The organism is Actinomyces qiguomingii (assembly GCF_004102025.1).
Lineage (GTDB): Bacteria > Actinomycetota > Actinomycetes > Actinomycetales > Actinomycetaceae > Actinomyces > Actinomyces qiguomingii.
Window position 1 is genome coordinate 2,786,223 of the sequence record NZ_CP025228.1, and the last position, 13,530, is coordinate 2,799,752.

11 protein-coding genes are annotated in these 13,530 nt (G+C 68.2%); 5 read left to right on the plus strand and 6 right to left on the minus strand.

Annotated features, from left to right (window positions below; genetic code table 11):
• Nucleotides 1-20: 20 nt before the first annotated feature.
• Together CWT10_RS11755 and CWT10_RS11760 are read right to left on the minus strand one after the other, a co-directional pair.
• Nucleotides 21-725 (minus strand): response regulator, encoded by a 705-nt coding sequence (locus CWT10_RS11755; protein WP_269843813.1) that lies wholly within the window; start codon nt 723-725, stop codon nt 21-23.
• A 35-nt stretch (nt 726-760) separates the two neighbouring features.
• The gene (locus CWT10_RS11760) at nt 761-2,155 is read right to left on the minus strand and encodes a PspC domain-containing protein (RefSeq protein ID WP_342353541.1); all 1,395 of its coding nucleotides are present in this window, start codon (nt 2,153-2,155) and stop codon (nt 761-763) included.
• Between the two features lie 136 nt (nt 2,156-2,291).
• Here CWT10_RS11760 and CWT10_RS11765 point away from each other — a divergent pair, with 136 nt between their 5' ends.
• Together CWT10_RS11765 and CWT10_RS16830 are read left to right on the plus strand one after the other, a co-directional pair.
• A complete protein-coding gene (locus CWT10_RS11765) occupies nt 2,292-4,451 on the plus strand; it encodes a PspC domain-containing protein (RefSeq protein ID WP_103064100.1) in 2,160 nt (719 codons plus the stop codon).
• 30 nt (nt 4,452-4,481) lie between these two features.
• The gene (locus CWT10_RS16830) at nt 4,482-4,937 is read left to right on the plus strand and encodes a hypothetical protein (protein WP_158247693.1); all 456 of its coding nucleotides are present in this window, start codon (nt 4,482-4,484) and stop codon (nt 4,935-4,937) included.
• A gap of 138 nt (nt 4,938-5,075) precedes the next feature.
• Here CWT10_RS16830 and CWT10_RS11780 read toward each other — a convergent pair whose 3' ends face one another.
• Nucleotides 5,076-6,050, minus strand: a complete 975-nt coding sequence (locus tag CWT10_RS11780; protein WP_103064097.1) for an Fpg/Nei family DNA glycosylase — start codon at nt 6,048-6,050, stop codon at nt 5,076-5,078.
• A 78-nt stretch (nt 6,051-6,128) separates the two neighbouring features.
• Complete coding sequence (locus CWT10_RS11785) at nt 6,129-6,587, minus strand: ribose-5-phosphate isomerase (protein WP_103064096.1); 459 nt, start codon at nt 6,585-6,587, stop codon at nt 6,129-6,131.
• Nucleotides 6,588-6,673: 86 nt separating this feature from the next.
• Here CWT10_RS11785 and CWT10_RS11790 point away from each other — a divergent pair, with 86 nt between their 5' ends.
• The 3 genes from CWT10_RS11790 (at nt 6,674) to CWT10_RS11800 (ending at nt 11,176) form a co-directional block, all read left to right on the plus strand.
• Nucleotides 6,674-8,806 carry a M13 family metallopeptidase gene (locus CWT10_RS11790; protein ID WP_103064095.1) on the plus strand — a complete coding sequence of 711 codons (2,133 nt, stop codon included), beginning with the start codon at nt 6,674-6,676 and terminating at the stop codon, nt 8,804-8,806.
• 293 nt (nt 8,807-9,099) lie between these two features.
• Nucleotides 9,100-10,071, plus strand: coding sequence for an LPXTG cell wall anchor domain-containing protein (locus tag CWT10_RS11795; RefSeq protein ID WP_103064094.1), 972 nt, complete (start codon nt 9,100-9,102; stop codon nt 10,069-10,071).
• A gap of 22 nt (nt 10,072-10,093) precedes the next feature.
• Nucleotides 10,094-11,176: an LCP family protein gene (locus CWT10_RS11800; RefSeq protein WP_103064093.1), complete on the plus strand. Its 1,083-nt coding sequence runs from the start codon at nt 10,094-10,096 to the stop codon at nt 11,174-11,176.
• 176 nt (nt 11,177-11,352) lie between these two features.
• Here CWT10_RS11800 and CWT10_RS11805 read toward each other — a convergent pair whose 3' ends face one another.
• Together CWT10_RS11805 and CWT10_RS11810 are read right to left on the minus strand one after the other, a co-directional pair.
• Nucleotides 11,353-12,456 carry a glycerate kinase gene (locus tag CWT10_RS11805; protein WP_103064092.1) on the minus strand — a complete coding sequence of 368 codons (1,104 nt, stop codon included), beginning with the start codon at nt 12,454-12,456 and terminating at the stop codon, nt 11,353-11,355.
• Between the two features lie 46 nt (nt 12,457-12,502).
• Nucleotides 12,503-13,507 (minus strand): 2-hydroxyacid dehydrogenase, encoded by a 1,005-nt coding sequence (locus CWT10_RS11810; RefSeq protein ID WP_199176385.1) that lies wholly within the window; start codon nt 13,505-13,507, stop codon nt 12,503-12,505.
• Nucleotides 13,508-13,530 lie beyond the last annotated feature (23 nt).

The following is a 13,530-nucleotide window of genomic DNA, read 5'->3' on the forward strand; positions in this document are numbered from 1 at the left end:
CTCCGCCTTCCCCGCACCATCTACACGATGCGGCGAGCGGCGGCCCAACGGGTGAGTTCATTGCGGTTGGACAACTGCAGCTTGCGCAGCACGGAGGACACGTGGGTCTCCACGGTCTTGACCGAGATGAACAACTCGGCAGCACACTCCTTGTAGGTGTAGCCGCGGGCGATCAGCCGCATGACCTCCCGTTCACGGGCGGAGAGCCGGTCGAGTTCAGAGTCGGCCACGGCCACCTCCCCCGCGCCGGCGCCGAAGGCGTCCAGCACAAAACCGGCCAACCGTGGGGAGAAGGCGGCGTCCCCGCCGGCAACACGCCGTACCGCCTGGGCCAGGTCGGTTGAGGAGATGGCCTTGGTGACGTAACCGCGAGCACCGGCGCGGATGACGCCGACCACGTCCTCGGAGGCGTCGGAGACGGACAGGGCCAGGAAGCGGGTGGCGGGCACATCTCGGCAGGCGGAGACGACCTCGGCCCCTCCCCCGCCGTTGCCGCCGGGCAGGTGCACATCTAGTAGGACCACGTCCGGGGTAAGGGCGTGAACGGCGGCTATGGCGCCTTCGACGTCGTCGGCCTCGGCCACCACCTCCATGTCGGGGGCGTCGGCGGCGAGCTCCGCGCGCACGCCGGCGCGGACCAGGGCATGGTCGTCGACTACGAGAATGCGCAGCAAAGTGAGCGGGGCATCGGGCCGGGTGGGTTCGGGTGGCTGGGTCTGGGTCACTGGGGGCTCCTGGTTCTGAAACGGGACGCGGTCGGCTATTGCGCAGGCGGTTGTGCGGGCGATTGCGGCGAGGGGGCGATCGGGGCGGACAGGTACAGGTGCACCTCAGTGCCGGATTCACGGCAGCGCACCGTGGCGCGCCCGCCGTGACGCTCCATGCGGCCGATAATCGACTCCTTCACTCCGTGGCGGTCGGTCGGCACCATGGCGGGATCGAATCCGGCTCCATGGTCACGGACGAACACTTCCAGGTGGTCGGCGGTGATCTCCGCGTAAGCGCTCACCGGCGGCGTGCCGTGGCGCACGGCGTTAGACAGGGCCTCCCTGGCCGCGGCGACCACTACCTGTGTGCTCGGGTCCGGAGGCCGATCTCCCACGATAACCAGCTCGACCTCAATGCCGTGACGGTCCTCAATCTCGGCGGCCAGGTCGCGCAGGACGTCGGCGGTGGAGGTGGCGGCCTCAGGACGATCGGTATACAGCCAAGCGCGCAATTCGCGTTCCTGCGAGCGGGCCAGGAGGGCCACCATCTCAGGATCGTCGGCGCGTTTACGGATCAGGGTGAGGGTCTGCAGGACGGAGTCGTGTAGATGCGCGGCGATGTCGGCGCGCTCGGCCTGGCGCGCCTCGGCGGCGCGCGTATCCGACAGCGCGCGGCTGGTGCGCAGCCACAGCGGCGCCAGGACCAGGCCGGTACCGAGCACCAGTGCTCCGCCGGTCAGAGCGCCGGTGAGCAGCACACGCGGCGGGGTGTCACCGCCTATCAGCAGCAGCACACCGACGGCCGCCAGCACCACGCCGCCAGCCAGGCGCAGCAGGGTGCCGGGCTCCCTGGCCGGACCTGTCAGGGAGTCGGCCTGAGACCAGGCCAGGGCGGCACCAGAGGCGACCAGTATCAGCGGCAGCAGCCAGCCCGCCCCACTGGCGAAGGCGCCCTGGCGCCAGGCGGCGATGAGTACGGCGGCCACCAGCAGGGCCGTACCCCCGGCCAGGCCGCGCAGGCGCGCGGTTAGCAGCGGCTGAGAGGCGCTGTGCCCTGCGAGTCGCGAGGCCAGCCGCGCCTGTACGGGTGGTAGCGGCGCCGGGCTCAGAGGATCGCCGGCGGGAACGAGTGCCCACAGCAACAGATAGAGCATCGCCCCAGCCCCACCGACTACGGTCATAACCGTAATGGCCAGTCGCACAGCTCCGACCGGCTGGCCCAAGTGGACGGCGAGCCCAGCGCACACACCGCTAAGGATCCGCGACGGGCAGGGACGCCGGGCCCGGCGGGGCGGGCGTCGCAGTGGCGGGCGGGTATGAGCGGGGGTGCCCGCATCCTTCACCCCCATTGGGGCTCCGGTCCCCCTCTGCGATATATGCGCACCCAACGGTGCGGACGCATACCGGTGCCCGGATGGGGAGGGCGTTCCGGGAACCGTTTGGGTCATGGCCCCATGGTGGCACGCCGGACGGGTGCGGAGCAGACGGGCAGGCTGAATTCAGGGAGACGTCGAGCAGGAATCGGGGACGGTTCAGGGGGTACCCCCATCGCGCCAGCACCGCCGCAACCCGGACCATGGGCTCATGAGTGAAGTACCCCCTCCCGATCCGTCGGCCGCCCAGCCCCACGGACAGTCCCACGGACCATCCCACGAACAGGGCCCCGCTCCCGATCCTGGACACACGGCACAATCCGGCGGCCCCGTTCCCCCGCCGGACGCCGGGCCCCCACAGCCGGACGCCGGCTTCCCGCCAGCAGGAGGCGGCGGACCGGTGCCGCCGTACCGGCCGGCCGCAGCGGGATTCTTCGATTCGCTGCGCCGCACCGGCCTGGTTCGCCCGGATGAGCGGTGGATCGGCGGTGTGGCCGGAGGAGTGGCCCGCAGGCTGGGTCTGGACCCAACCCTGGTGCGCTGCGTCTGGGTGGTGCTGACGGTGTTCACCGGTCTGGGACTGGTGCTGTACGGACTGGGCTGGGCGCTCATGCCGGAGGAGTCCGACGGCCGTATCCACTTGGAGCAGGCCCTTGGCGGCGACTTCGATGCCGGCTTCGCTGGGGCGGTGGCGACCTTCATCTCCGGTTGGGTGGTGCTCGATCACGGTCTGCTCCCCTCCTGGTACGTCCGCGGCTGGCTCGGCTGGGGCTATCACGACGTCTTCTGGTCCTTCGTGGGCACCTTCCTGGTGCTGGCGGCCGTGTTCTGGTGCTATCGCGCCGCCCGCAGGCACGGACGGCCGTATCAGCCGCGGCCGATGCCGACCGGCGGTTTCGGTTACCCGGGCCCGACTAGTGCGCCGAGTGCCGCTCCACCCCACTACAGACCGCAGGCGCCGACTTCGCAGCCCGGCACGCCCACTCCCGGCACGCCCACTCCCGGCACGCCCACTCCCGGCACGCCCGGGCACCACACCAACCCTCGGGTCGCCGGCGCCCCCACACCCGCAGGTCCGGCCGGCGCACCTGTGTTCGCCGTGCCGGCCGGAGGCCCGGCTCCCCGGCCCGTCGCACCCGTACAGCCCCGCCGTCCCGGCCCGGAACGGCGCCTCGCCCTGAGCATCGCCGGCGTGATCCTGTGCTGCCTCGCCGCGATCGTGCTGCTCTGGTACCTCGACGACATGGGCCCACTGGCGGCATGGCTCGCCGCGGTCGGCTCCGTGACCGCCATCCTCGGGGCGGGGGTAACCATCAGCGCCCTGCGCGGACGCCGCGGCGGCTGGATGACCGCCCTGGGTTGGCTGGCCGCCATGGTGGCCGTGCCCGCCCTGGTATTCGGCACCAGCGTGCCGCAAGGCGCCCTGACCTCCAGGGACACCACTTGGCGTTTACCCACCCATACGGTGACGCTGACCTGGGATGACCTTAAGCGCCAGTTCGCCGGCACCCACGGCGACGCGAACACCACCGTGATACTGGGCGATTACGCCGTGGGCCAGGTCGTCATCGACCTTACCGGCATGCCCTCAGGCCAGGAACCGCGTGTGCGGGCTGCGCTCAGCGTCGGCGCCGGCAGCGTAACCATCCGCACGAGCGCTGAGCAAAACCTCGCCGTCGACTCCACGGTGGGGCTCGGCACCACCTACGCGAACACCACGAGCGACTGGAGTATCAACGACGGCGTCATCAGCGATCACAGCGTCTGGCAGCGCAACCGCTACACGGTCGACGGCGATTCGGTGCCCACCTACCGCTCCGAGCGCTGGTATCCGGGCGAGAAGATCTCGTTTACGTCCCCCGTCGCGCGGCAGACCGGCACCGCCTTGAGACTGGACATTGAGGTCGGCGCCGGTGCCGTGAATATTGACGAGCGGCCCAACCAGGTGACCTGGTACGGCGTCCCGGACAGCACGGCTTGGATCGTGGAGTCCTGGGTCGACGAAAACGGCAACTCCCATGGCTCGCTCCCCGTCACCGGCATGACGCACGCAGCTATCGACACCGATACCGCCATCAAGTGTAGCGATGCTGTCACCGACGCCTTGGAGGAATCGGCAGCTTCGGATGATGCGGATGATCTCGATGACTGGGAGGACCACGGATGGTACGGCGGAGACTGGTACACCGTGCCCGACCTGGTCGGTGTGGGCCGCCGGGCCTGGGACGACTGCGTCGGCGAGGCACTTAGGGCCGAAACCGAGACCGGCGCTTCCGGTTCATCGGCGGAGCCATCCGGCGCACCGTCCGGCGTCGCCGAGCCTTCGCAATCGGCAACCACGGCGGAGCCCACCGCCACTGCGACCCACTGATCCACCACCTCTAGTTTCAAGGAGCTGATCATGAACGACAACAGCACTAACAACAACACCGAGGCAACAGGCACAACCACCGACACGGCCGAAACCACCCAGACCACCGACACGGCCGAAACCACCCAGACCACCGACACGGCCGAAACCACCCAGACCACCGACACCGGCGCGGCGCGGCATACCGGCGAGTCGGACGCCGCAACCCCTGAGGGGGACGTTTGGAGTGGGTCGCCTAAGCAGACGGGAGCGCAGCCGCAGGACGCACCCACAGCACCGCGCACGGCCGCACCGCATGGCGTGCAGGCCGGCACCCTGGTGTGGGGGCTAACCCTGCTGGTACTGGGAGGTCTACTACTCGCCGTCGCCATGGGCACGCGCATCGACCTCGTCACCGCGGTGATAGTTCTGCTGGCCGGACTCGGCCTGGCACTGCTGGTCATGGCCCTACTGCCCCACCGTCGGCCGGTGGAACCCGGCTCCTGAACGACCGCAGAGCACTGTCATCCCGTCCCAGCCGCAGCCACTTCTACCGAACTCGATGGTCATTTCGACCGAACTCGGTGGTTATTTCGACCGAACTCGGTGGTTATTTCTACCGAACTCGATGGTAGCGAGGGCGCCTCAGTAGGCCTGGCAGGCCGGGCACCAGAACAGGCGTCGCCCGCTGATCACCCGCTCCGCGATCCGGGTGCCGCAGCGCAGGCAGGGACGGAACGCGCGGTGGTAGACATACCAGCGCCCGGCCTCCGGATCGTCTTCGGGCAGTGGTTCGGGTACATCCGTGGCCTCCACCGTGGTGATGAAACCGGTGGCGACCCCGTACTCCATGAGCGACACCAGGTCATCCCAAATCTCCCGCAGCCGCCTGGCACTGATCCGGTTGCCCGACCGGAACGGGGACAGGCCGGCCCGGAACAGGACCTCAGCCCGGAAGATGTTGCCGGCTCCGGCCAGAATCGACTGGTCCAACAGCAATTCTCCGACCGTCCGCCTGCGTCGGCGCACGCCAGCAATGAATTCCTCAGGATCGGCGTCAGAGCGCAGCGGATCGGGTCCCAGGCGGCGGCGCACCGCCTCCACGCCGTCGGCGTCCAACAGCTCGCATACCGTCGGTCCCGTCAGATCGGCCACCCCATGCTCCCCGGCCAGGCGCAGCCGTACAGCGCCGCGGGGCTCGGGGGGTCGCCAGTCGGCGGGCGCAACAGGCGCGGGCTCCTCACCGCTCAGTCCGGACAGCGCCGAGCCGCCACCACGGGCCAGAGCCTGTTCTCCGCGCTCCCCGAGCCTGCGGCGAGGCGCCCCGATGGCGTGTGGTGCGGTGAAACAGGCGTCACCGTCGAAGGTCCAGGAACCGTACAGGCCCAGATGAACGCGCAGCCAGGTGACATCCGAGGAATCCACGGGAACGTCTGATGCCGGCGCGAATGGGAGGAGCAGCTGCTTGCCGTGAGCCTGCCCGCCCAGGAGGATCTGGCCGTTCAAACGAGCGGCCCCAGCGGAGAAACGTCCCTGCGGGGACGAGACAACCAGGCGCTGGCCGCCGTAGAGTTCATTCAGGGCATTGGCTAGGCGGTGGACGGTGTGACCTTCAGGCATACCGATGACGCTACACGATGGTTACGGTACCACCGCAACGCATCTCACTAGCCGTCGCCGTTCCCGCCACGAACGGCGTCAGGCGCGCTCGCGGGAACGCTCGTAGGCGGCCATCTGGTCGATCCGGTTCTGGTGGCGCTGCTCGCCGCCGAAGGGTTCACCTATGAACGCATCGAGAATCTTAATGGCCTCTTCTATAGAGTGCATTCGGGCGCCCAGACCGGCCACGTTGGCATCGTTGTGCTGACGCGCCAGCCGGGCAGTTTCCTGGTTCCAGACCAGCGCCGCCCTGATGCCGTGGACCAGGTTGGCGGCGATCTGCTCACCATTGCCGGAGCCGCCCAGCACCACCCCCAAGCTGCCCGGATCTGCTGCCACCGCCTCGGCGCAGGCGATGCAGAACTCCGGGTAGTCGTCCAAGCGATCGTAGACGTAGCAGCCGTGGTCAACCACCTCGTGGCCGGCCTCCCGCCAGCGGTTAACGAGAACGCCCTTGAGCTCGAATCCGGCATGGTCGGTACCGATGTGAATGCGCATGGATGAATTGTGCCTCACGCGAACAGGTCCAGGGCACCGCGCCCGCGGATACGGGCATATGTGCACCCTCGGGCTAGCGTTGCGCCATGACCGATCCGAGCGACACCTCCTCCTCCGCCAGCGCCGACGACGCACCGGCGTCGACGGACTCGCACGCCGCCGTACTGGCAGGCGTCTACGAGACCGCGGCGGCGGACTCCTCCGTGCGCCCCCAGGACGACCTGTTCCGCCATGTCAACGGGAGCTGGTTGGCTACCACGACGATCCCTGCCGACCGTCCCGCCACCGGTTCCTTCCTGGTGCTGCGCGACGCAGCAGAGGCGGCCTGCAGGGACATCCTCCAGGAGTTGGCGCAAGCACCGCGCGCTGGCGTGCCCACCACCCCGACGGCCAAGCTCGGCGCACTGTACGCCGCCTTCCTGGACGAGGAGCGGATCGAGGCGCTCGGAGCCGAGCCGCTCGCCCCCGAACTGGAGCCCGTGCTGGCGGCGGCGGACAAGGAGGCTCTGGCGCGCGCCCTGGGCGCCCACCTGGCCGCCGGCTTCACCGGACCGGTGGACATCGCCGTCGAGGTGGACCTGAACGATCCGGACCACTACACCACCTGGATGGCGCAGTCGGGCCTGGGTCTGCCCGATGAGTCCTACTATCGACAGCAGGACCAGGCGGAGATCCGACAGGCCTACGTGGCCCATGTGGGGCGCATGCTCGAATTAGCGGGCCTGCCGGACCGCCTGGGGACGGACGCGGACGCACTTGCCGGACGCATCATGGCGGTGGAGACGGCACTCGCCGAGGGACACTGGGATCGGGTCGCCTGCCGCGATATTGAGAAGATCAACAACCCCACCGCCTGGGAGGACCTGGAAAAGTCCGCTCCCCTCTTCCCCTGGCAGGCCTGGTACGACGGCGTGGTCGAAGCGGCGCAGGCCGCCGGCGAGCAGCCGGGATCACTGCTGAAGGAGACTATCGTCCAGCAGCCCGATTATCTGCCGCACCTGGCGCAGGTATGGCACCGGACTCCTCTGGCGGATCTGCGCGCCTGGGCGGCCTGGCATCTGGTACACGGTCGCGCGACACTGCTTTCGCGCGCCTTCGTGGAGGAGAACTTCGACTTCTACTCCCACACGCTCCAGGGCGTGGACGAGTTGCGGGCCCGCTGGAAGCGGGGTGTAGCCCTGATCGAGGGCACGCTGGGCGAGGCACTGGGCGAGCTGTACGTGGCCCGACACTTCCCGCCCGCCCACAAGGCGAGCATGGAACGTCTGGTTGCCCGTCTGATCGAGGCCTACCGCCAGTCGATCTCCTCCCTGGAGTGGATGAGCCCGACCACCCGCGAACGCGCCCTGGAGAAGCTGTCCCTATTCACCCCGAAGATCGGCTACCCGAGCACATGGCGCGACTACAGTGCCGTCACGGTCACGCCCGGCGACGTGGTCGGCTCGGTGCGCTCAGCAGAGGCCTTCGAGTTGGCCCGCGCCCTGCGTAAGCTGAGCCGCCCGGTTGACCGGGAGGAGTGGCACATGACGCCGCAGACGGTCAACGCCTACTACAACCCGACCATGAACGAGATCGTCTTCCCGGCGGCGATCCTGCAGCCGCCATTCTTCGACCCGGACGCCGACGACGCCGTCAACTACGCCGGCATCGGCGCCGTGATCGGGCACGAAATTGGCCATGGCTTCGATGACCAGGGCTCCACCTTCGACGGACACGGCAAGGTGACCGACTGGTGGACCGAGGCGGACCGGGAGGCCTTTGAGGCCCGCACTCGCGCACTGATCGCCCAGTACGACGCCTACCGCCCGGCGGCGTTGGTAGCACGTGCCGAGGCAGATGGCCAGGAGGCGGACACGGCGCCCCATGTCAACGGGGAGCTCACGATTGGGGAGAACATCGGCGACCTGGGCGGAGTGGGGATCGCACTGAAGGCCTATGCACTGGCCCTGGCGGATGTCGGCATCGACTCTGTGGCCGGGGCCCCGGTGATCGATGGACTCACCGGAGCGGAGCGCTTCTTCTACTCATGGGCCCGCATCTGGCGCAGCAAGAGCCGGGACGACTACGCCGAACTGCTGTTGACGATCGACCCGCACTCCCCCGCCGAGTTCCGGTGCAACGGGATCGTGCGCAACGTGGATGCCTTCTATGAGACCTTCGGGGTTACAAAGGGCGATGCACTATGGCTCGAACCACAGGAGCGCGTGACCATCTGGTGAGTCCAGGGGTGTGCCACGCAGCTTCCCCGAGACTCGTGGACGGCTACTGGTACGCCTCGGTGCGAGCCGCACCACATGGGGACTTCTCCCCACCAGCACATACCCAAAACACAGGTTCGCTGGGCCCCAAGTCCTAGTTGTGTTACTGATGTGACTCGTGTGGCGCTGACCAAGCGCGGGATTACAGGTAAATCACACCGGCCGGGGTTGTCTTCAAACCGATATCCAGGAAGGCTGGGAACAGCTCGACGCCGCCCCGCGTCGTGTCTTGTCAATCCCAAATTGGAGGATCTATGCGTCTGGGACGCTCTATCACCACCATCGGTGCCACCGCCGCCCTCGTGGCCGGCGGCCTGGCCGTATCCACCCCCGCTCTGGCCGACACCACCGAGGACGGCTTCACGCTGGACGCTCCGACCAGCCGCGTGGTCGACCCCAACTCGTCCATTACTGTCACCGGTTCCGGCTGCGGCAGCGCGCAGAGCCCCGCACAGGTGCGTGTGGCGCTGACCAATGACAACGAGGCCAGCACCCAGTCGTCCTACGTCACCACGACTGCGGGCGCGGACGGCAGCTGGACCGCCACCCTCGACCTGTCCACCGCCGTCGCCGAGGTCGGCGGCGACCCCAATGTCGACCCTTGGTACATCATCGCCCAGTGCGTCTCTTACAACGAAAGCCTCAGTGGCGTTGCCGGTGAGCAGATCATCCTGGACGGCACCAGCTTCGACGGCTCTTACATTATCCACGGCGATGTCGCCGGCCAGCAGTCCTTCGAGATCACTGCCTCCGGTCTGACCCCGGGTGAGACCGTCACCAACACGCTGATCCGCGAGGCCGACGCCGACTCCGCCGACGCCGCTCCTGTCGCCACCATCGGCACGGGCACCGTGGACCAGGACGGCAACTTCAACGGGACCTTCCCGGCCCCCTCCGTCCCGGATGGCACCTACGTGCTGCGCCTGGCCGGCTCCCGCTACGGCGAGGGCGGCGACTCCGTCTCGCTGGTGACCGTGTCGGGTGGCGTGTACAGCAACACCGCCCGTAACGACAACCGCGACGGTGACACCACCATCACGGACAACAACAAGACGAACACGGGTACGGGTACCAACACCTCTGCGACCGTCGCCGCCACCGTCCCGGCCAAGGCTTCCGGTAAGGAACTGGCCAAGACCGGTGGTGCGGGCCTGACCCTCAGCATCCTGGCTGCGGGCCTGCTTGCCTCCGGCGCCGTGATTCTGCGCGCCCGTCGCCGCGCCTGATCGCTAGTCCATTAGCCGGGTGATGACCCCCTCGGATGACTCGCCCGCAGTGACCAGTATCCTCGGCCGCGCCCACCAGGCACTTTCCGCCTGGTGGGCGCGGTTTGGCGCTTGGGGACGCAGACGGCCGCGTATAGCCGCCCTCAGTGCCGTACTGACCGTCCTGCTGGTGCTCGCACTGGGTGACCTCGGTGTGTTGTGGGCGCGTCTGGAGCGCTTCGACATCCATTTGCCACACGCCGACCTGACCACGGCCGACCAGGCCGCCTCAGCCGCTGCGGCGGAGACCTGGTTGGTGGTCGGCACCGACTCGCGTACCTCCCTGCCTGAGGGCCCGGACCGCTACGGCGGCGTGGAAGATGTGGGCGAGGAGTCGCGTGCCGACGTGGTCGCACTGATTCAGCCGGCCGCCTCCGGCTTGAACGTGCTGATTCTGCCGCGTGATCTGACCGTGGCGCAGGGACAGCTGTTCGACGAGCGCCTGGCCACATCCTTCCTGCAGGGCCCGCAGTACACCGTCGACTCCCTGTGCTCCGCCTACGGTGTGGCCGCCTCACATGTCGTAACCATCGACATGGCCCAGTTCGCACAGATCGTCGACTCGCTCGGAGGCGTGCAGGTGCAGGTAGATGAGCCGGTGCGCGACACCTACTCCGGACTTCAGATCGACGCCGCGGGCACACAGCACCTCAACGGCGTGGACGCACTGGCTCTGGTCCGTTCCCGGCACCCCGAGGTGCTGCGCGAAGGGCAGTGGTTGATGCTGTCTGAGCAGGAGGGGGCCGAGCGTCGCAGTCGCTTCACCGGCCTTGTCATGCGCGCCGTCTTTACCGCCCTGGTGGAGCGGGCACATAATCCCCTGGCGGCGCAATCGCTCGCCTGGACGCTGACCGGGAATATGGGCGTCGATGCCGGCACCGGCCTGATCGACCTGGTGCGCCTGGCACGAGGCGCAGCGAAAGCGGATGCAGCTGGCGGAATGAATCTGGTGAATGTCCCCGCCGACCCAGTCGGGGACAGCTTCACCGCACCGCCCAACGACCAGACCTATGCGACCCTGGCCGAGTACGGGTACACGCCGGGGGCGTGCACCCCCGCCGACTGACTCGCCGAGAACGGCAGACCTCACATACCGCTGATTTACGACCCCCGGGGGCTGATTCACGACCCCCGGGGTTGATTTACGACCCCCGGGGTTGATTTACGACCCCGGGGTGGTCGTAAAACGGACCCCAAGGTCGTAAATCGACGACGGGCCGCCGCCCCACGCCTGCCGGGGGATCAGCTCCGCAGATAATCGCCGACGGCGCGGCGCAGGTTCTCCCGACCGTGGCTAAGAGCATGGGCCACGGGCTCATCTGAGGCACTGATTGCGACCAGGTCCCTGACGCCGTGCGCGAGCAGGTTCTCGGCCCCGGCCTTGATGCGCCCGGCGAAAATGACACAGGGCACACCGGCCTGCGCGGCGGTTTGGGCGACCCCGGCGGGGGTCTTACCCGCCAGGGTCTGGGCGTCCACCGATCCCTCCCCGGTCAGCACCAGATCCGCACCGGCCACGGCCTCGGCCAGGTCCACGGCGTGCGCCACCAACTCGACCCCCGGCTCAAGACTGGCTTGGAGGAATACCCGCAGGGCAAAACCCAGACCGCCCGCCGCACCGGCCCCGGGCAGGGCAGCCGCAGCCTCCTTACCGCTTATGCGCGCCACCTGCGCCAGCGCCCGATCCAGGCGGGGCACGAGCTCTTGACTCACGCCCTTCTGCGGGCCGAACACGGCGGTGGCGCCCTCGGGGCCGGTCAGCGGATTGTTCACATCGCAGGCCACCTGGAAGCGGGTCTGGGACAGTCGCGGATCCAATCCGGAGATATCGATTTCGACGATACGGTCGAACTGGTCCGGGTAGGGGGCGATTTCCTCCCCCTCCGGGCCCCGCAACCGCGCCCCCAGGGCGGTGAGCATGCCCAGACCCACATCGTTGGTCGCCGAGCCCCCGATGCCCAGCATGATGCTCCGCGCCTCATGATCCATGGCGTCCTTGATGAGCAGTCCCAGCCCGGCGGTGTTGGAGCGCAGAACGTCACGGTCCGCGGGATCGATCAGTTCAAGGCCTGCGCAGCTGGCCACGTCCATCACCGCGCGGGCGCCGTCCAGCCCGTAGACGGCCCGGATGGGGCGCCCCAGGGCGTCCACGGTATCCGCGGCGATGACCCGGGCGTTCCAAGCCGCGGTGACAGCATCGACGAAGCCCTCGCCGCCGTCGGACATGGGGACCATAAGCGTGTCGGCGTCGGGGTGCACGTCGTGGACCCCGAGCGCCATAGCCTGGGCGGCCTGCTGGGCCGTCATACTCTCTTTGAAAGAGTCGGGGGCAAGAACAATCTTCATGGTGGATTCCTTCTTCTGCGGTGGCGGTCCGTCCCAGGCGCTCATTTCACCCGGTCGTGACGGGGGTCAGCGGCTCGCGCCCGGCCAGCACAGCAATGACGTTGTCGACGGCGAGTCGACACATGCGATCACGGGTCGCCTCACCCGCGCTGGCCGTGTGCGGGGTCAGCACCACCTGCTCCCGGGCAATCAACTCCGGGTTCACGCGCGGCTCCCCCTCGAAGGTGTCGATGGCGGCGCCGCGCAGGTGTCCGGAATCGAGCGCCTCGATCAGCGCCCGCTCGTCAACAACGCCGCCGCGAGCACAGTTGACCAGGTAGGCACCCGGTTTCATCAGGGCAAGGGTGTCACGGTTGATCAGGTGACGGGTAGAGGGCAGGAGCGGCACGTGCAGGGTGACCACGTCGGATGCGGCCAGCAGCTCACGCTGAGTGACGACTTCTACACCGTCAACATCGGTCCCCAGCGGACGAGTGGTATCGGCTGCGAGCACCCGCATGTCGAAGGCACGAGCACGCTGAGCCACGGCCCGGCCGATGCGGCCCAGGCCGATTATGCCCAGGGTGGCACCTGCCGAGACGTCCAGGCCCACGAACATGCGCGGACCCCACACCCAGTCCTTGCCCTCGCGGATGAAACGGTCGGCCTCGACAATGCGCCGGCCGAGAGCCAGGATCAGGGCGAAGGTGTGGTCGGCGGTGGCCCCGTCGAGCACACCGGGAGTGTTGGTGACCGTGACGCCGTGACGCGCGGCGGCATCCAGGTCGATATTGTCAAAGCCGACGGCCACATTGGCCACCACCTTCAGATTGGGGCCGGCGGCGGTGAAGAACTCCTCATCGATGCGCTCGGTGAGCGTCACAATGGCGGCGTCCTTCCCGGCCGCCCGCTCCAGCAGCTCGGCACGGGCGGGCGGCGTCTCCTGGCCGATGTCGAAGCTGATCCCGGGGTGGGAGTCGAGCTCGCGGGTGACCGAGTCGGTCAGCAACCGGGCAATGTATACGGACCTGGTCGGCGTCATGTTCTCCACACTATTGCTTGAAGCGGTCATGAGTGAGTCCTTCGTGGATGATA

Excerpts from the sequence above, each read along its gene's own strand:
- CWT10_RS11810 (WP_199176385.1), bottom strand. The coding sequence starts at position 13,507 with ATGACCGCTTCAAGCAATAGTGTGGAGAACATGACGCCGACCAGGTCC.
- CWT10_RS11760 (WP_342353541.1), bottom strand. The coding sequence starts at position 2,155 with ATGACCCAAACGGTTCCCGGAACGCCCTCCCCATCCGGGCACCGGTAT.
- CWT10_RS11800 (WP_103064093.1), top strand. The coding sequence starts at position 10,094 with ATGACCCCCTCGGATGACTCGCCCGCAGTGACCAGTATCCTCGGCCGC.
- CWT10_RS11805 (WP_103064092.1), bottom strand. The coding sequence starts at position 12,456 with ATGAAGATTGTTCTTGCCCCCGACTCTTTCAAAGAGAGTATGACGGCC.
- CWT10_RS11790 (WP_103064095.1), top strand. The coding sequence starts at position 6,674 with ATGACCGATCCGAGCGACACCTCCTCCTCCGCCAGCGCCGACGACGCA.
- CWT10_RS11785 (WP_103064096.1), bottom strand. The coding sequence starts at position 6,587 with ATGCGCATTCACATCGGTACCGACCATGCCGGATTCGAGCTCAAGGGC.
- CWT10_RS11795 (WP_103064094.1), top strand. The coding sequence starts at position 9,100 with ATGCGTCTGGGACGCTCTATCACCACCATCGGTGCCACCGCCGCCCTC.
- CWT10_RS16830 (WP_158247693.1), top strand. The coding sequence starts at position 4,482 with ATGAACGACAACAGCACTAACAACAACACCGAGGCAACAGGCACAACC.
- CWT10_RS11780 (WP_103064097.1), bottom strand. The coding sequence starts at position 6,050 with ATGCCTGAAGGTCACACCGTCCACCGCCTAGCCAATGCCCTGAATGAA.
- CWT10_RS11765 (WP_103064100.1), top strand. The coding sequence starts at position 2,292 with ATGAGTGAAGTACCCCCTCCCGATCCGTCGGCCGCCCAGCCCCACGGA.